This is a genomic window from Streptomyces inhibens (assembly GCF_022221585.1).
GTDB lineage: Bacteria > Actinomycetota > Actinomycetes > Streptomycetales > Streptomycetaceae > Streptomyces > Streptomyces inhibens.
The window spans coordinates 6326479-6343489 of record NZ_CP084681.1 but is presented as its reverse complement, the minus strand read 5'-3'; the positions used below and the strand labels follow the sequence as shown (position 1 = coordinate 6343489).

The following is a 17011-nucleotide window of genomic DNA, read 5'->3' as shown; positions in this document are numbered from 1 at the left end:
GTGACCGGACCGGGCTCGGGCCACGATGCATGGGCCGAGCGCCGGCCCCTCGCGTCGCCCGTGCGGTGCGCACGGCTCTCCGTGATGTGCAAAGGGCCTCCCGGGCGGACGACCCCATGCCGTCCGCTGAGATGCGGCGCCCGATGGCTTGTTCCGGACGCCGACCTGGAAGGGATATTCCCTCGAACCCCCGCCCCCATGCCACGGCATATGACGCACGGTCGATGAACCTTTGGTTACGCGTGATCGCGAACCGTCGGCAAGCGGACGGGCGCCCGGAAGGGAGGGTGCGTCAAAAAGCCCCCGCCAGGGCTTTTTGGGGCCGGCGGGGGCTGATGACGCCCGGCGGAAACCGGGGCGTAGCAGCTATAGAGGATGTGCGGCACATCACGGGTGCCGAGGAGGTACGGGCCTCATCAGGGCCAACAGCCCCAAAAAGGGACCAGATAACTAGAAACCGTAGCGCCGGTGACGGGCCGCGTAGTCGCGCAGTGCGCGCAGGAAGTCGACCTTCCGGAACGCCGGCCAGAAAACCTCGCAGAAGTAGTACTCCGAATGGGCGCTCTGCCACAGCATGAAGCCCGACAGCCGCTGCTCACCACTCGTCCGGATCACCAGGTCCGGGTCGGGCTGGCCGCGGGTGTAGAGGTGCTCGGAGATGAGGTCGATGTCGACGATCTCGGCCAGCTCCTCGAAGGAGGTGCCGCGCTCGGCGTGTTCCAGCAGCAGCGAGCGCACCGCGTCCGCGATCTCCTGCCGGCCGCCGTAGCCGATCGCGACATTCACCAGAATGCCGTTGTTGCCGAGGGTCGCCTGCTCGGATTCCTTGAGCACCTGCTGGGTGGCATCGGGGAGCAGATCGCGGTTGCCGACGTGGTGCACCCGCCAGCGGCCGTCGGCCGCCAGATCGCGCACGGTGTTCTCGATGATGCCCAGCAGCGGCTTCAGCTCGCCCTCGGGCCGGTCGAGGTTGTCCGTCGACAGCAGCCAGAGCGTGACGACCTCGACATCGGTCTCCTCGCACCAGCCCAGCAGTTCACCGATCTTGGCCGCACCCGCCTGGTGGCCCTGCTCGGTCGTCCGCCCGTCGGCCCGCGCCCAGCGCCGGTTGCCGTCCAGGATGACGCCGATGTGCTTGGGCACCTGGGCGTGATCCAGGCGACCCTCCACCCGGCGCGCGTACAGCCGGTAGACGAGATTGCGCAGTGCAGGCGGATACGGGATGCGCATCCCGGAAGATCGCAGCATGTGTGGTCCAGCCCCTCCGTGCCGAATGGCGGTCGCCCCGTCGCCTCAAGTGGGCAACTTTACTTCTCGGCTGTCTCGACAGCCCAATCAGGTAGGTCACAGGTACGTGATAGGGAGATGAGCATGACTGGCACCGACTACCGCGCCGCGGATTCCCGCTACGACTCGATGAAGTACCGTCGAACGGGCCGCAGCGGCCTCAAACTCCCCGCTATCTCCCTTGGACTCTGGCACAACTTCGGGGACGACCGCACCCTGAGCTCCCAGCGGGCCATCCTGCGCCGCGCCTTCGACCTGGGTATCACCCACTTCGATCTGGCCAACAACTACGGCCCGCCGCCCGGGTCCGCCGAGCTGAACTTCGGAAAGATCTTCGCGCAGGACTTCCGTGGCTACCGCGACGAGATGATTCTCTCCACGAAGGCCGGATATCTGATGCACCCCGGCCCCTACGGCGAATGGGGTTCGCGGAAATATCTCCTCTCGTCGTTGGATGCGTCACTGAAGCGGATGGGTGTCGATTACGTCGATATCTTCTACTCGCACCGCTTCGACCCGGAAACCCCGCTCGAGGAGACGATGGGCGCGCTGGCCTCCGCCGTCCAGCAGGGCAAGGCCCTGTACGCCGGTGTCTCCTCCTACAACGCCGAGCAGACCCGTGAGGCGGCCGGCATCCTGCGTGACATGGGCGTACCGGCGCTGATCCACCAGCCCTCGTACTCGATGATCAACCGCTGGACCGAGGACGACGAACTGTTGGACACCCTCGAAGCCGAGGGCATGGGCTGCATCTCTTTTGCGCCACTTGCGCAGGGCCTGCTGACCGACAAGTACCTGCACGGCATTCCCGAGGGCTCGCGCGCCTCCCAGGGCAAGTCGCTGGACCCGAACCTGCTGTCCGGCGAGGTCGTACGGCGGCTGCGCGGCCTCAACGACATCGCCGCCCGGCGCGGCCAGTCGCTGGCCCAGCTCGCCCTGAGCTGGGTGCTGCGCGACGAGCGGATGACCTCCGCCCTGATCGGCGCCAGCAGCGTCGCCCAGTTGGAGGCCAATGTCGCGGCCCTCGACGCCCCCGTGATCACGGACGACGAACTGGCCGAGATCGACGAGTTCGCCAGGACCACGGATGGCGTGAACATCTGGGCGCGGCGGTAAGGCTCTCCGTCCGGCCGTTGCGCACGTAACAAAAAAGCGGGCCGGTCCGTGGGGGGGATACGGACCGGCCCGAGGGGGGGGTTCCACCATAACCCCGCGGGAGGGATGCTCCGTGCACCGGCGCGCGCGGCGGCGTGGCTCGGGCGGATGCGGGGCGTACGCGCCGGGCCCGGCCCGGCGGGGCGCAGGCCGCGGTCAGGCGGCCGCGGCGGCGCCCAGGAGCAGTCCGCAGAATGCCCCAAGGATCATGAAAGGCCCGAGCGGCATGGCCGCTTTCCGTGCGCCGCGCCGGACGATCATGATCCCCGCGCCGTAGAGCGCACCGATCAGCACCCCCGCCGCACCGCCGGTGACCAGGGTGCGCCAGCCGTACCACCCAAGGGCGACGCCGAGCCCGATCGCCAGCTTGACGTCACCCAGCCCGATCCCCGGCGGGTTGACGACGTACAGCAGGAGATAGAACGCGCCGAGGAACAGACCGCCCAGCAGCGCCCGCCGCCACGCCCCGGTGTCCCCCGTGAGCCAGCCGACCAGCCCCAGCGCCCCCGCCCCCACCACGGCCAGCGGCAGCGTCAGCTCGTCGGGGAGGCGCCGGGCCCGCCAGTCGACGGCCGCCATCAGCACCGCGACCGGCGCCATCACCAGCCAGACGGCGAGTTCCGGCCGCGGCCCGGTGGCCGCCGCCAGGGCGGCGCAGACCAGCGCGGTGACCGTCGCCGTCGGCAGCGCCCCGGGCCCGTACGTCCCGCAGTCCGCACAGCGCCCCCGCCCCAGCCAGCCCCGCACCGCCCCCGCGATCGCATGTCCCCCGGGACACACCGCGCGCCATTCCTCCCCGGGCTCCACGGCCATCCGGTGGGCGGGCCGCGGTATGAGCATCCCGGCCGCGGCCCCGTAGGCGGCGGCGAGCACCATCAGCATCACTGACACGCGTCGACCCTAGAGGGCGGGAGCTGATAGAACGCTGGGCATGGCGCGTTGGGAGAACGGCCCGGGGGTTCTGCGGGGCGCGGATGTCGGCATTCCGGTGGAGATCGCGGCGTCCTACCGCGCCCGCACCCGCGGACTGCTGGGCCGCGACGGCATCGAGGGGGCGCTGCTGCTGACCCCGGCGAGCGGTGTGCACACCTTCCGGATGCGGTTCGCCATCGATGTCGCCCATCTGAGCCGGGACTTCACCGTGCTGGCCGTATGCACGATGTCCCCGGGACGGCTGGGACTCCCCCGCCTCCGCGCCCGGCACATCCTGGAGGCCGAGGCCGGCGCCATGGTGCTCTGGGGCCTGCGCCCCGGCCTCCGCCTGAGCATCGAAACGGCCGACGGCACGCGCTGACCGGCCCGCCGGCCGCCGCACCGCCCGCGCCGGGCGGCGCTCACTCCCGCCGGTCGGCGACCAGCGCCAGCAGTCCGGGGAACCGCGCTTCCAGATCGTCCACCCGGACATGGCTGCGCCGCTCCAGCCCGTACTGCCGCTGACGGATCAGACCGGCGTCCCGCAGCGCGCGGAAGTGGTGGGTGAGCGAGGACTTGGGCCGGTCGAGGCCGAACCAGCCACAGGTGTGGTCGAACGCCTCCGACTCCAGCAGCAGCGTGCGCACGATGCGCATCCGCAGTGGATCGCTCAGCGCGCCCATCACGACCTCCAGCCGCAGATCGGCGCGCTCCGGCTCCGGCAGCGGCTCGGGCGCATCGGCCGGCACGGGCCGCTGCGCCGCCACGAAGCCGGGCCGCGATGCGCACACCTCGGCCTGCGGCCCGCCTGTCTCGCCCGCCTCATGTGACGCGCTTGCCGCACCTGACTCCGCGGCACATACGCCCGTCTTGGTCGACATCCGGCGCTCCTCCCGGTCACCCGATCACTCAGTACGACTTGCATCGTACTGCGACTGCCTGTACGAATCTTCTCGTACCGCTTGTACGAATCATCTCGTACAAGCCGGAGGAGGGGACCCCTATGCCCGAAACCCGTACGGCGCCGACGGCCCGCACCGTGGCGACACCCGCGCCCGCGCCGCCGGCGACCTCGGCGCCGCCGCCCACCCGCGAGATCTGGTTCGCCGCCTGGCCGGTGGTCGCAATCTTCATCCTGTCGAATGCGGCGATGCCGCTGTACGCGGTCTGGCAGCGCCAACTCGGCTTCGGCTCCGGCACCTTGACGCTGATCTACGCCGCCTACGTGGTCGGGCTGCTCGGCGCGCTGCTGGTGGCGGGCGTCGCTTCGGACCGTGTCGGGCGCAAGCCGGTGCTGGTGCCGGCGCTGCTCCTGGGCATCGTCGCCTGCCTCATCTACGCCACCGCGCCCTCGGTGGCCGCCCTCGCCACCGCCCGGCTGCTGACCGGCGTGGCCACCGGAGCCGCCGTATCGGCCGGCATGGCCGCCGTCACGGACATCGCCGCCAGGGTTGGGACCGGCGTCGGGCCGCTACTGGCCTCCACCGGGATGGTGCTGGGCGCCGGGATCGGCCCCGTACTGGCCGGGGTGCTGTCGGAGACCGTGCCCGCGCCGACCGTCACCGTCTTCGTCGTCGAAGCCGCTCTGCTGGCAACGGCGTTGGCGGCGGTCGTCAGGATGCCGCTGCCGCAGCGCCGTACGGGTTCCGGCACGGGGTCGGGTACGAGGTCCAGCACGGGCGCCGCCACCGGCTCCTGGGTCCGGCTGCCGGCCGTCCCCCGCGCGAACCGCCGCCATCTCGCCCTCGGACTCGCCGCCTTCGCCCCCGGCATCAGCGCCACCGCCTTCGTCCTCTCCCTCGGGCCGTCCCTGCTGGCCGGTCTGCTCGATACGGCGAACCGCGCGGTCGCCGGCGGTATGGCGCTGGCGATGTTCCTGGCCGCCACCGGCGTGCAGTTCGCACTACGGCGCCTGGCGGTCCGGACGATCCTGCTCACCTCCGGCGCCGCCACCGTCGCCGGCACACTGGCCCTGGTCACCGCCGTGCACACCGCCGCGCTCGCCCCGCTGGTCGCCGCCGTGATCCTGGCCGGCGCGGGCCAGGGCGCGGGCCAGCTGGGCGGGCTGACGCTGCTGAGCCACGAGGTCCCGGCCACCCGCCGCGCAGAGGCCAACGCGGCCCTGAACGCGGGCGGTTACTTCCTCGCCGGCGCCCTCCCGGTCGCCGACGGCTACCTCGGCGACGCCATCGGCCTCCCGGCGGCCGCCACCGCCTTCGGCCTCGCGGTGGCCGCGCTGGCCGCGGCGGGCGCGGCGCTGGTGGCGGTACGGGGCGCGGATGCGCGGTGAGCCGGTGCCCCCGCGGGCATACGGCGCGGTGCGGGGGGCGCGGCGCGTACGTGCGGCGCGTACGTACGGCGACGGCCTACACCGCGACGTGCACCGGGCGGTCGGCAGCGGGGTCCCCGCTCCGCTCCGACCGCCGTTGCAGGGCCGCCGCCCACCCCGTGGCCGCGAGGGCCAGCACTCCGGTGCCGGCGCCGACCCAGGCCACCGAGGCGAAGCCGAGGCCCGCGTCGATGGTGAGGCCGCCGAGCATCGGGGTGAGCGTGATCCCGACGTTGAAGGCCGAGGTGTTCACGGCCGGTACCAGCGTCGGCGCCTCGGGGGCGAGGCGGAACACCCGTGACTGCACCACCGGGTTGACGAGATATCCGGTGAACCCGAGGACGAAGACCAGCGCGATGGTGACACCGAGGCTCCCGGCCGTCAGCGCCAGCGCCGCGGAGGCGACCGTGAGCGCACCGCCCCCGATGACCAGGGTCCGCAGCGGCGCCACATCGGCGACCCGGCCGCCGAGCGTCACACCGATCAGTCCGCCGGCCCCGTACAGCGCGAGCACCGCCGGCACCCAGCCCTCGGGCAGCCCGCTCACCTCCGTCAGCAGCGGGGCGAGATAGCTGAAGGTGACCACCGCGGCGCCGAAGGTCAGCGTCGTGACGAGGTAGGACACCCACAGCGCCGGGCGCGTCAGCCCGGCCAACTCCCGTCGCACAGAGGGAAGTTCGGCCCCTTCGGCGCGTCCCGCTGGCAGTGCGGCCCGCAGCGAGAGCGCGCTGAGCGCGGTGAGTCCGGCCACGCCCCAGAACGCCGCGCGCCAGCCCGCGTGCTGACTGAGGACCGTACCGGCCGGCACACCCACGATGGTGGCGAGGGTGAGCCCCATGGCGACCACCGACAACGCCTTCCCCTTGGCCCCCGACGGCACCAGGCTCACCGCCGTCGCCGCAGCCACCGCCCAGAACCCGGCGTATGCGAGGGCGCTCACCACACGGGTCGCGAACAGCACCCCGTATCCCGGCGCGAGCGCGCCGACCACATGGCCGGCGACAAAGACGAGCTGGAAGGCGATCAGCGCGGTACGGCGCGGCACCCGCAGCGTGGCCACGGCCAGCACCGGTGCGCCGATGACCATGCCGATGGCGAACGCGGAGATCAGCAGACCGGCATCGGGGATGGAGACGCCGAGGTCGGTGGCGATGTCGGGGAGGAGCCCGGAGAGCATGAATTCGGAGGTGCCCTGGGCGAATATGGCGAGCCCCAGCAGGTGCACGGCAAGTGGCATGAGACGGCGCTCCGTTACGTAGAGGGAGGAGATCTGCGGGCATGATTTTGAATTGGTCAGTACAAAACGAGCTCGAACGAGCCCGGGAGGGATGCCAGGAAGAACCTGGAGTGGTGTCGGATCCGGTAACTCGGCGAGGACGGCTGACAGTTGAGCGGCGCGAGCGGTCCGCCCAGCAGGCGGTCAGCAGACGCTCAGTAGGCGCTCAGCGGGCGATCAGAAAGCGCCCAGCGCCGCGTCCGCGACAGCCTCCAGCGCCGCACGGTCGACCCCGGCCCGTGCCGAGACGCGCAGACCGCCGACCGATGCGATGACGAGATGGGCGAGGGTACGAGCGTCCTTGTCGGGTGCGATATCGCCGTCGCGCCGGCCGGACTCGATCGCGGCGCGGATCGCCTCCAGTCGTACACCGTAGTCGCGTTCCAGCGAGGCCGCGACGGACGGATCATGGGCCGATACCTCGACGCAGGTGTTGACGACCAGACAGCCGCGACCGTCCGTGTACCGCGTGAACTCCTCGTCGATCACCCGCTGCAGCAGCGTGCGAATCTTCTCCCGTACCGGCAGGTCACCCTCCAGCAGCTCGAACAACTCCCCGTTCTTTCGCTCCATGTAGCGGGCCAGCGACCGCTCGAAGAGGTCGTGCTTGCTCTTGAAGGTGTTGTAGATGCTGCTGCGCCCCAGCCCCGTGGCTTCGCACAGGTCCTGGGTGGACGTCGCTTCATAGCCGGTGGCCCAGAACGCCTCCATCGCGGCGTCGACCGCCCGCCCCTCGTCGAACTTCCTGGGTCGTGCCATATGACAACGCTAGCACGTATTAGAACAGTCGGTCCAATACTTGCCCACGGCGTCCATCTGCCCGTATCAACGGCCCGGGTCACGAACCGCGCGGGAAGCTGACCTCGACCCGGCGGTTCTTCTTGCGGCCTTCCTCGGTGCTGTTGTCGGCGATCGGATACTGCTCGCCGTAGCCGCGGATCTGGAAGCCGACGGACGAGCCGAGGTCCTTGGCCAGCTCCTGCTGCACGGCGTTGGCCCGCTGCCTGGAGAGCGTCAGACCGTGCGCGGCCGAGCCGAGGTTGTCGGTGAAACCGAAGACCCGCAGGCTGGTGGCGTGCTGCTTCTTGATCTCCGCGGCGATGGTCCCGATACGGGACAGCGCGTCCGGCGTCAGCTTGGCGCTGTCCTTGCCGAAGAGCACCTCGGCCTGGAGCGCGAACGTCACATTGTCGTTGGTGTCCTGACGGCGCTCCGAACCGTCGTCGGTCTCCACGATGGACTTGATGTTGAGGACCTTGGACGGGGCGAGCTTGGCGCCCTGGACCATCCGCAGATCCGGGTCGTTGGGGTCGATGTGCACCGGCGGGGTGGAGTCCTCGGTCAGGCCCGGCGGGTCGGCATGGGCGGCGGGGACCGTCAGCGCCGCGGTCAGCAGCAGCGCGACGGCGGCGGTGACGGCGGTACGGGGCGCTCGGCGCGCTCGACACATCCGGGGCATCTGGGTCGCGGTCATCGGTGCCCGCTCAATCCGTGATCTGCACGCTGGCCGGCGGCAGGGTCGGTAGCTGGAAATCGACCTCGGTCACCTTGGCCGGCGGCGCCGGGAACTGCGCGAAGATCGGGCGGCTGGCTCCCGGCAGCAGACCGCTGAGGCCGGTCGTGCACAGGCATTCGCCGTTGGTGTCACGGAGCACCAAATACCGTTTCTTGCCCGCCTTGTCGACGAGGGTGGCCCCGGAGATGGAGGAACGGGAGCGCAGCTCGGTCTCGTTGGAGCGCCAGTCGATGGCGTTGAAGGCGCGGGTGCCGTGGTTGGTCACCGTGCCGTTGACGGTGACGAATCCGCCGGAGTCACGGACGACGGAGTGCAGGGTGACCGCGATGCCGTCCGCGCCCTTCATCTCGCCGATCACCTTGTCGGAGTCGGCCGCGGGGGCGCCGGGGCCGGTGTCCTTGGGGGCGGTGCTGCGGGCCGGCGGCTTCTTGTCGTCCGTCGCCTGCGATCCGCCGTCGCCGCCACCACCGCAGCCGGCCACGACGAGAGCCAGGCCGACAGCGCTCGCCATGGCGACCGCTCCCCTGGCGGCCTTCGTGGTGCGCCGAATGCTCATGGATGCGATTCCTTTGATCGTCGTCCGGTCGGGCCGGTGATCGTCGTCCGGTCGGGCCGGGTGGTGGTCGGGGTGCGGGTGCGGGCGGTCAATGGGCGAGGCGTACGGAGAAGAGGTCAAAGGCCTCGGGGAGATCCTGGGGGCGGTCGGGGTCGAGCGTCCAACCCTTACCGTCGCAGGTGATCTTGACGAGGGCGGGCTTGGGGGCGTCCTCGGCCTTGCCCTCCTTGCCCTTGCCGTCCTTGGCCTTGCCTTCGTTGGCCTTGCCGTCGCTGGCCTTGCTGTCGTTGCCGTCGTTTCCGTCTGCCCCGTTCGTGTCGTCCTTGGCGGGGTCGAGGGTGCAGCGCGGGCCGACGACGGACTTCGCCTCGGCCGACGCATGCTTGCTCTCGGTCCCGGGGATCACCGAATCGCCCACGGTGTTACGGGTCTTGACCGTGACGGCGAAGGAGGTGGGCCAGGAGTCCGGGGTGCAGCCCGAGACCTCGGCGTCGTTCCGCCCGGCGAACCAGTCCGCGCTCCCGCAGGCCGCTTCGGACGGGGCGCCGCGCCCGTTCAGCAGTTCTTCCCAGGCGGTCGGGTCGCTCTCGTAGCTGCCGTCGCCGACGCCGTCGAGCAGGTCCTTGGTCAGCAGATCACGGTACTTCTGGCCGGCGGCGAGCGCGGCCGCGTCGGCGGCGGTCTGCGCACCGTTGCGGGTGGCCGCCGCCTGGCCGACGGCGAAGAAGGCGAGCGCGAGAAAGAGCAGGCCCCCGACCGCAACGATGTAGAGCGGAAAGGCCTGCCCGGCGTCGCGCCCACGATGGCGCGTGATGGTGGCCGTCACGGCGGTGGCGGCGGTGGCGCCTAGATACCGACGACGTCGGAAATCTTGTTGGCGATGGCATTGGCGATCTGACTGCCGAAGTCCGTGGTCGACAGGACCAGGACGATCGCCACGACCACCGCGATGATGCCGAGGTACTCGATCGAGGTCTGTCCCCGGTCGTTCCCCAAAATCCGCTTCGCCATCGATTTCCCCTCCATGGGCGGCCGTACCGCTCTGGTCCGGCTGGTCTGTCCCCGTGGTGTCGGCGCGTTCGACCGCGCTCATGACACCAGAAAAGTACGCCGGAACAGTGTCCCTGGAACAGGGATTCCGTACCCAATCCTCTTTTGGCAACACGGCTGACGGGCACAACGGCATGTTTCGGCCACTCAGTCGCACCCCGTCCACCCCCGCTCCCCCTCCGGGACCATGCCCCGTTCCGATGCCCATGCGGGCCGGCCGGCCTGAGGGCACCGTAGTGCGAACCCGGCCGCCGGCCCACCCACTGTGGCACAACTCGTTGCTCGTGCGAAGGCGTTGACGAGAAGCGGGCCCTGGACCGTACTCATCCGGCCGGGTGCGCGACGGTGCCGGCGGGCCCGTACGCCCGGCCCGGGCAGTCGTGGCCGCCGGACGGGTCGGGGGCGTACCGGGTCCTTACCGCGAAGGCCTCGGCCGCGGGACCGCAGCCGAGACCGGCCCGGCCGGCGATGTGCATCCGCAAGGACGGCCCGAAGTGGCGCCGGGTGAGCGAGGGCAGGACCGAGGCCGGTGCCATGGCCCGGGCCGGGGTTTCGGGCATGGGTCAATCGCCGATCAGGGAGCCGAAGCTGGTGCCCGAGCCCAGGAAGAAACCGGCGATGAGCAGGATCATCGTGGCCGGGACCATAAAGGTGGTGACGACCATGGTGGCCTTGGGGACCGCGCGGGCGGCCCGCCGCCTGGCGTTCTGGGCGTCCGTGCGCCGCATGTCGTTGGCGATCTGGATCAGGGTCTCGACGATCGGGGAACCCAGTTCCTCGCCCTGCTGGAGGGCGGTGACGAACTGGGCGACCTGTTCGGAGTCATTGCGTTTGCGTAGTTCGTCGAAGGCGGCGCGACGGCTGACGCCCATGTCCATCTGCCGGAGCGTGATGCGGAGTTCATCGGCCCAGGGGCCCTCGTACTTCTCCGCGACCCGGTCGAGGGCCTGCCGGAAGCTCAGACCGGCGCTGACCACGACGGCGAGCACATCCAGAAAGTCCGGAAGGGTGCGTTCAATGGTGTCCTTGCGCTGCCGGATCGCGGCCCAGATGCCGACCTCGGTCCAGAAGAGGCCGAACAGCACCATCAGGACGCCGAGAACCGGCTGACCGCGCAGAAACATCACCAGCGCGCCGAAGAAGCCGAGTCCGCCGTAGACGGCGCGCCGGGCGGCGTACCGGTCGACGGTCAGCCCGCCCGGATTGCCGGCCAGATCGATCCGCCGGCGGATACGGGCCACGCGCTTGTCGCCCATCAGCCGCAGCACCAGCGGCGCGTAGCGCATACCGGTGCGGTCCACCGCCGAGCCGACGGCCGTGGTGCGCGTCGCGCCGACCTCCAGGGACAGTGCCAGGTCGGGCGGGAGCCGGGCCTCGCGGCGGTAGAGCGCGATACCGCAGCAGATGCCGACGACCGAGAGGGCGAAGGCCGCGGCCAGCAGAATTCCGATTCCCATTCCTGTTCCCATCGCGATACCGGTGCCGGTCCCGGGCCCTAGACGTCGATCTTGGAGAGGCGGCGGATGAAGAAGAAGCCGAGCCCGTAGAGGGCGAAGGCCACCACGACGGCGAGCTGTCCCAGGAAGGAGGAGGTCATCCGGTCGATGGCGCCCGGCGCGATCCGGTTCATCAGCAGCAGGGTGCCGATGCCGAGCAGCGGGACGACATAGGCGGTGACCACGACCTGGGAGAGCTGGGTGCGCACCTCGCGGCGGGTCTCCTTGCGCTCCTCCAGGGTCTTGGTGAGGTTGCGCAGCGAGCCGACGACGGTGCCGCCGGCGCGGTTGGAGAGCACCAAGGTGGTGACCAGGACGACGAGTTCGCGGGAGGGCAGGCGTTCGGCCAGTTCGCCGAGCGCTTCGTCGATGGAGTGGCCGACGGCGAGCTTGTCGGACACCTTGGCCAGCTCCTCACCGGCCGGCGCCTCCAGCTCCTCGGCCGCCATGCCCAGTGCGGTACGCAGCGCCAGCCCGGCCTGGGTGGCGTTGGCGAGGATCCGGGAGAGTTCGGGGAGCTGGTTGATGAACTTCTCGATGCGCTTCTGGCGCTGCCAGTTGAGGAAGGCGAACGCCGCCCAGACGGCGACGAGTGCGGCGATCGGTCCGAAGAAGGGGGCGAGGGTGGCCTGGGCGATCAGCCACAGCGCGAGGACCGTACCGAGCATGTAGACGAAGAATTCGCCGGGGGTGACGTCCAGTCCGGTGGCGGCGAGCCGCAGTTCTAGCCGGCGGCCGAAGCGGGTGCCGCGCAGGGTGCGGTCGACGGACGGGAAGCGGCGGCGCCGTCCCGTCACCGGCAGCCCGCGCTCGTCGGCGAGCCGGTCGACGATGGCCTGCCGCTGGGCGCGCCCGGCCGCGTAGCTGCGTACGCCGGCGATCGCGAGCACCCCGCACAGCAGGGTGGCCCCGATGGTGAGCAGGGCGAAGGGGTTCCCGCCGGTCATGAGCTGGCCTTCCGGGTGGCGAGTTGGTCGTCGGTGGCCGCGACGCCGAAGGCGGGCGGGGTGGGTTCGCTCGCCATGAAGAGGCGTTCGGCGACCCGGCGGGGCAGCGGGAAGTAGCGGAAACGGCCGTGCACGACGCGGTCGGCGCCCATCGGCTCGGCGTCGAAGCGGCAGACCGTGGCGATCCGGTAGTCCTCGTGGCCGCGGGAGTCGAGGAGGGCGATCTCGCTGATCCGGCGGGAGCCGTCGGCGTGCCGCCCTAGCTGGACGATGCAGTCGACGGCGCTGTTGATCTGGTCCCGCAGCGCCTCGAAGGGGATCTTGACATCCGACATGGAGGCCAGCGTCTGCAGCCGCATCAGGGCGTCCTCGGCGCTGTTGGCGTGGACGGTGGCGAGCGAGCCGTCGTGGCCGGTGGACATCGCCTGGAGCATGTCGAGGGTCTCGCCGCCGCGCACCTCGCCGACGATGATGCGGTCGGGGCGCATACGCAGCGAGTTGCGCACCAGGTCGCGGATGGTGATCCGGCCCTTGCCCTCCACGTTGGGCGGCCGGGACTCCAGGCGGATGACATGGCTCTGCTGGAGCTGGAGTTCGGCGGCGTCCTCGACGGTGATGATCCGCTCCCCGTCGGGGATCAGTCCGGAGAGCGCGTTGAGGAGGGTGGTCTTGCCGGCGCCGGTGGCACCGGAGACCACCACATTGAACTTGGCGCGCACCAGCCCCGCCAGCAGCATCAGCATCTGCTCGTCGAGCGTGCCCATGCCGATGAGTTCGGCGAGGGTGTAGGCGCGCGGGAAGCGGCGGATGGTGAGGGTGGCGCCGTTCAGGGCGAGCGGCGGGATGATGACATTGACGCGCTCACCGGACGGCAGCCGGGCGTCGACCATCGGATTGGACTCGTCCACCCGGCGGTTGACGGTGGAGACGATCCGCTCGATGGTCTGCATCAGCTGCTCGTGCGAGGCGAAGCGGACGGGGACCAGCTCGACCCGGCCCGAGCGCTCGACGTACACCTGGTCGGGGCCGTTGACCATGATCTCGGTGATCGAGGCGTCTTCGAGCAGCGGCTCCAGCACGCCCAGGCCGAGCGCCTCGTCGACCACCCGGCGGATGAGCTGGGCGCGTTCGGCGGTGGAGAGCACCGGGCCCTCGCGGCTGATGATGTGCCCCAGTACGCGTTCCAGCCGCGAGCGGCGCTCGGCCGCGGCCAGTGAGGACATCTCGGCGAGGTCGATCTCCTCCAGCAGTTTGGCGCGGTAGACGGCGACCATATGGCTGTCCTGGCGCGCCTCGCCGGCCGGCTCGGGTGCGACGATCCGGGCTTTCAGACTCATCGCGGGGGTGCTCCTTCGTACGTACGCGCCGCTGGGCCGAGCGCACGGTGCGTTTCGGGGCGGGGCATGGTGGCGCTGCGGCTGGCGGAGCCGAAGTCGACGCCGGGGATGATCGAGGGGATCGGTACGCGCACCGTGGCACGGACCGAACCGCCTGCGCCACCCACCGAGATCGTCGCGCCGTCCGCGACCCAGCCGGTCATCGCGGCCTTGCCGGCGGCCTGCGGGTCAACCTCCCGGTCGGCCCGGTCCATCGAGGCGGTACGGGCGGCGGCGCGCGCTCCCGTGCCGGCCTGCTGGACGGTGAACGCCGCCAGACCCAGCTGGACCACGGCCAGCCCGATGACCAGCAGGATCGGCAGAAAGCCGAGGAATTCGATGGACACCTGGCCCCGGTCGCGGCCGTGGCCGCGGAGCCGGGCGGGGAGGCGTACGGCGATCACCCTGTGTCCTCCTTCGCGGCGCCGGCCGAGCCGGTGACCTTCCACGGGAAGGTGCCCGCGCCGGGGAAGAGCACCGGGACCTTGATCCGGACCGTCGTCTTCCACAGGCCCGCCTCGGTGCCGCAGGTGATCGCGGCGCCACCCTGCCAGGCGCTGGGCAGCTCGTCCTGGGCGGCGGTGTGGCAGGCGCCCGGGCCGCCGCCCTCGGTGGCGGTGGCGGCCCGCGCGCCCCGGTCGGCGGCGTGGGCGGCGAGCGAGTAGGTGTACCCGACCAGCACGAGCTGCCAGAGCAGGACGAGGACCAGCAGGATCAGCGGGAGCAGCCCCATGAACTCCACGGAGACCTGCCCGCGGTCGTTGCCGCCCAGGGGGCGCCGCACCGCTCAGCCCTCCTCGTACGGACCGGCCGGATCGAACGGCCCGGGGCCGCCGGCCGCCGCCGCGGGACCGCGCCGCGCACCGAACCGGGGGGCCGGCCCCGATCCGGACCCGGAGGCCGACCCCGAGGCCGGACCCGGACCTGCCCCGGAACCGGGAGCCGCCCCCACCGTTATGGCCTTGCGCTTACGCCCCGTCAGCGAGGGGCGCGCCCGGTGGCTGCCCCGCCCCTGCCGCGCGGCCGGCGAGTCGACCAGGCCCAGCTCACCGGCCAGCGCCCACAGCGCCTGCTTGACCGTCGACCGGCCGTCCAGGTCCTGCAGCCGGCCCGCGTCGACACAGGGCTGGAGCTCCTTGAAGGCGGCCGGCACATGCGTCCTGGCCACCTGGGTTCCGGTGGCCTTGGCGACCAGCGGCGGCTGGATCTCGGTGTTTCGGGTGAGGCGGTTGACCACCGTCGTGGTGTCCTCCGCCTTACGGATCTGGAGCCGGTCCCACAGCCGCACCTGCCGCTTGGCGGCCCGTACGGCCACCACGTCCGGGGTGGCCACCAGCAGCGCCACATCGGCGAGTTCGACGGCCGCGGCGTTCGCGGACTGCATCTGGGAGCCGCAGTCGACCAGCACGACTTCGTAGCGGGAGCGCAGCGCGCCGATGATCTGCCGGGCCGCCCGGTCGTCGACCTCCTCGCCGCGCTCCCCCTCCTCGGGCGCCAGCAGGATGCCGAGCCCGGTGTGGTGATCGTGCACCGCGTCCTGGAGCACCCGTACGGAGATGTCCTGGATCCCCGCCAGATCGACCACCGAGCGGCGGAACTGCACGTCCAGATAGGAGGCCACATCGCCGGACTGGAGGTCCAGGTCCACCAGCGCCACGCTGCGGCCCGCGGCCCGCGCGGCCAGCGCCAGCTGCACGGCGGTGACGGTGGTGCCGACCCCGCCCTTGGCGCCGGTCACGGTCACCAGCGTGCCGCTCGGTCCGGGCAGCGTCTCCGGGCTGCCCCCCAGGTGCACCCGTACGCCCGCCGACCACTGCGCGGCGGCCTGCACCCGGGCGGCCAACTCGTCGTACCCGAGCGGTAGTCCCACGATGCCGCGCGCGCCGGCGTCCATCGCGGCGGAGAACAGCGCGGGTCCGGCGTCCGTGGTGATCAGTACGACGCCGACGGCGGGGAAGCGCAGCGCCACCTCGCGGATCAGCTCCAGCGCCGGTGTCGGCCCGATCCGCTCATGGACGAGCACGACCTCGGGCAGCGCCTCGACGGCGGACGGCGGACCGGCGGGCGGGGCACCGGCGGGCGGTGTGCCGGCCCCCGCGGCGGCGCCGGCCAGCGCGTCGATCAGCGCCGTGGAGTCGGCGACCGCGGGTGCGGGCTCGGCGTCCGGCAGCTGGTTGAGCAGCGAGGACACCGCTCGCGCCGCGTCCGGGTCGCCGATCGCCGGGAGGATACGGATGGTCACCTGAGCCTCCGGGTCACTTGTCGCCGTCGAGGGTGTAGGTGCGCTGGCCGGGCGGGATGGCGGCCTCGCTGCCGGGGGCGAGCAGGGCGAGCCGTACGTGGGAGGCGAAGGACTCGGCGTAGGCGACCCGTTGGGCGTCCTGGGTGCCGAGCGCGAAGGTGATCGGGACGGCCTCGCCGGCCTGGCGGCCCGTCGTGGTGCTGCCCGGGTCCTTGGCCTCCAGCGGCGTCAGCTTGCCGACGTCGATGACCTGGGCGCCGGCCACGATGACCTTGGAGACCGGCTTGTCCTCGGGGCGCTTGCCCTCGAAGGTGGCGTAGATGTTCACCCGGGCACCGGGGTTGATCTTGCCGGCCACTCCGGTGGCGGCGTCGATCATGATGGCGATCTCCTGCTGCCCGGCCTTCAGCGCCGGCCGCTCGACGATCATGTCGTCCTGGAGCAGCGACCCCTTCTTCAGCGGGGTCACCGCGATCTTGCCGCTGACCTGGTCCAGATCGGTCACGGCGGTGGGCGGCAGCCAGCGCTGCGGCATCTTCACCTTCTCGAACTGCCCAGGATCCAGCGCTTTATAGGCCGCGACATCCGTCTTCAGCCGATACGCCGTCTTTTCCGGCCCGACCTTGGACTCGACGTTCTTGATCACCGACAGCACGCCGACGAACGCGCCGACCGCACAGAGGACCGACAGGAGCAGCAGGATCACTCCGCGGCGCTGGCGTGAGTTCATGGGGGAGGGACCTCGATCAGGACGGGGGACGGAACGGGCGGACGGTCAGGGGGCGGGGCGGTCGTCGGGCGGGTCGTTTCGGCGGGGGGGGGCGGAGGGTGGCCGGCCGGCGCGGGGCGGGCCATGGGCGGTCCGGTCG

20 protein-coding genes are annotated in these 17011 nt (G+C 71.3%); 3 read left to right on the top strand and 17 right to left on the bottom strand.

Annotation, left to right across the window (positions count from 1 at the left end):
* Positions 1 to 450: 450 nt before the first annotated feature.
* Entirely contained in the window at positions 451 to 1230 is a 780-nt protein-coding gene (locus tag KI385_RS28865; protein ID WP_238577890.1) for an isoprenyl transferase, read from the bottom strand.
* Between the two features lie 141 nt (positions 1231 to 1371).
* On the opposite strand from KI385_RS28865, the gene mgrA reads away from it, so the two are divergent.
* Positions 1372 to 2403 (top strand): L-glyceraldehyde 3-phosphate reductase, encoded by a 1032-nt coding sequence (mgrA, locus tag KI385_RS28860; protein WP_238575067.1) that lies wholly within the window; start codon positions 1372 to 1374, stop codon positions 2401 to 2403.
* Between the two features lie 195 nt (positions 2404 to 2598).
* Here the strand turns inward: mgrA and KI385_RS28855 are convergent, their stop codons facing one another.
* Positions 2599 to 3333 (bottom strand): prepilin peptidase, encoded by a 735-nt coding sequence (locus KI385_RS28855; RefSeq protein WP_238575066.1) that lies wholly within the window; start codon positions 3331 to 3333, stop codon positions 2599 to 2601.
* A gap of 40 nt (positions 3334 to 3373) precedes the next feature.
* On the opposite strand from KI385_RS28855, the gene KI385_RS28850 reads away from it, so the two are divergent.
* The gene (locus tag KI385_RS28850; protein WP_238575065.1) at positions 3374 to 3736 is read left to right on the top strand and encodes a DUF192 domain-containing protein; all 363 of its coding nucleotides are present in this window, start codon (positions 3374 to 3376) and stop codon (positions 3734 to 3736) included.
* A 40-nt stretch (positions 3737 to 3776) separates the two neighbouring features.
* Here KI385_RS28850 and KI385_RS28845 read toward each other — a convergent pair whose 3' ends face one another.
* Positions 3777 to 4235, bottom strand: a complete 459-nt coding sequence (locus KI385_RS28845; RefSeq protein ID WP_238575064.1) for an ArsR/SmtB family transcription factor — start codon at positions 4233 to 4235, stop codon at positions 3777 to 3779.
* Positions 4236 to 4357: 122 nt separating this feature from the next.
* Between KI385_RS28845 and KI385_RS28840 the strand changes: the two genes are divergently transcribed.
* On the top strand, positions 4358 to 5644 hold the full coding sequence (locus KI385_RS28840; RefSeq protein WP_238575063.1) for an MFS transporter: 1287 nt from the start codon (positions 4358 to 4360) through the stop codon (positions 5642 to 5644).
* 76 nt (positions 5645 to 5720) lie between these two features.
* Here KI385_RS28840 and KI385_RS28835 read toward each other — a convergent pair whose 3' ends face one another.
* The 14 genes from KI385_RS28835 to cpaB form a co-directional block, all read right to left on the bottom strand.
* Positions 5721 to 6920: a Cmx/CmrA family chloramphenicol efflux MFS transporter gene (locus KI385_RS28835; protein WP_238575062.1), complete on the bottom strand. Its 1200-nt coding sequence runs from the start codon at positions 6918 to 6920 to the stop codon at positions 5721 to 5723.
* A 216-nt stretch (positions 6921 to 7136) separates the two neighbouring features.
* The gene (locus KI385_RS28830) at positions 7137 to 7718 is read right to left on the bottom strand and encodes a TetR/AcrR family transcriptional regulator (protein ID WP_238575061.1); all 582 of its coding nucleotides are present in this window, start codon (positions 7716 to 7718) and stop codon (positions 7137 to 7139) included.
* Between the two features lie 79 nt (positions 7719 to 7797).
* Positions 7798 to 8433 (bottom strand): OmpA family protein, encoded by a 636-nt coding sequence (locus KI385_RS28825; RefSeq protein ID WP_128509505.1) that lies wholly within the window; start codon positions 8431 to 8433, stop codon positions 7798 to 7800.
* Between the two features lie 10 nt (positions 8434 to 8443).
* Positions 8444 to 9031 (bottom strand): hypothetical protein, encoded by a 588-nt coding sequence (locus tag KI385_RS28820; protein WP_238575060.1) that lies wholly within the window; start codon positions 9029 to 9031, stop codon positions 8444 to 8446.
* A gap of 88 nt (positions 9032 to 9119) precedes the next feature.
* Positions 9120 to 9857 (bottom strand): pilus assembly protein TadG-related protein, encoded by a 738-nt coding sequence (locus KI385_RS28815; protein ID WP_238575059.1) that lies wholly within the window; start codon positions 9855 to 9857, stop codon positions 9120 to 9122.
* 20 nt (positions 9858 to 9877) lie between these two features.
* Positions 9878 to 10042, bottom strand: coding sequence for a membrane protein (locus KI385_RS28810; RefSeq protein ID WP_018089307.1), 165 nt, complete (start codon positions 10040 to 10042; stop codon positions 9878 to 9880).
* A gap of 362 nt (positions 10043 to 10404) precedes the next feature.
* Positions 10405 to 10641, bottom strand: a complete 237-nt coding sequence (locus tag KI385_RS28805) for a hypothetical protein (protein ID WP_238575058.1) — start codon at positions 10639 to 10641, stop codon at positions 10405 to 10407.
* Between the two features lie 3 nt (positions 10642 to 10644).
* Positions 10645 to 11538, bottom strand: coding sequence for a DUF5936 domain-containing protein (locus tag KI385_RS28800; RefSeq protein ID WP_238575057.1), 894 nt, complete (start codon positions 11536 to 11538; stop codon positions 10645 to 10647).
* Positions 11539 to 11576: 38 nt separating this feature from the next.
* A complete protein-coding gene (locus KI385_RS28795; RefSeq protein ID WP_238575056.1) occupies positions 11577 to 12524 on the bottom strand; it encodes a type II secretion system F family protein in 948 nt (315 codons plus the stop codon).
* Positions 12521 to 13861, bottom strand: a complete 1341-nt coding sequence (locus tag KI385_RS28790; protein WP_238575055.1) for a TadA family conjugal transfer-associated ATPase — start codon at positions 13859 to 13861, stop codon at positions 12521 to 12523. The genes KI385_RS28795 and KI385_RS28790 overlap by 4 nt, the downstream gene beginning before the upstream one ends.
* Positions 13858 to 14304 (bottom strand): TadE/TadG family type IV pilus assembly protein, encoded by a 447-nt coding sequence (locus tag KI385_RS28785; protein ID WP_238575054.1) that lies wholly within the window; start codon positions 14302 to 14304, stop codon positions 13858 to 13860. Before KI385_RS28785 ends, KI385_RS28790 begins: the two co-directional genes overlap by 4 nt.
* Positions 14301 to 14684 (bottom strand): TadE/TadG family type IV pilus assembly protein, encoded by a 384-nt coding sequence (locus tag KI385_RS28780; protein WP_238575053.1) that lies wholly within the window; start codon positions 14682 to 14684, stop codon positions 14301 to 14303. The genes KI385_RS28785 and KI385_RS28780 overlap by 4 nt, the downstream gene beginning before the upstream one ends.
* A gap of 3 nt (positions 14685 to 14687) precedes the next feature.
* Positions 14688 to 16142, bottom strand: coding sequence for a CpaE/TadZ family protein (locus KI385_RS28775; RefSeq protein ID WP_238575052.1), 1455 nt, complete (start codon positions 16140 to 16142; stop codon positions 14688 to 14690).
* Positions 16143 to 16155: 13 nt separating this feature from the next.
* Complete coding sequence (cpaB, locus tag KI385_RS28770; protein ID WP_181923853.1) at positions 16156 to 16872, bottom strand: Flp pilus assembly protein CpaB; 717 nt, start codon at positions 16870 to 16872, stop codon at positions 16156 to 16158.
* Between the last annotated feature and the right edge of the window lie 139 nt (positions 16873 to 17011).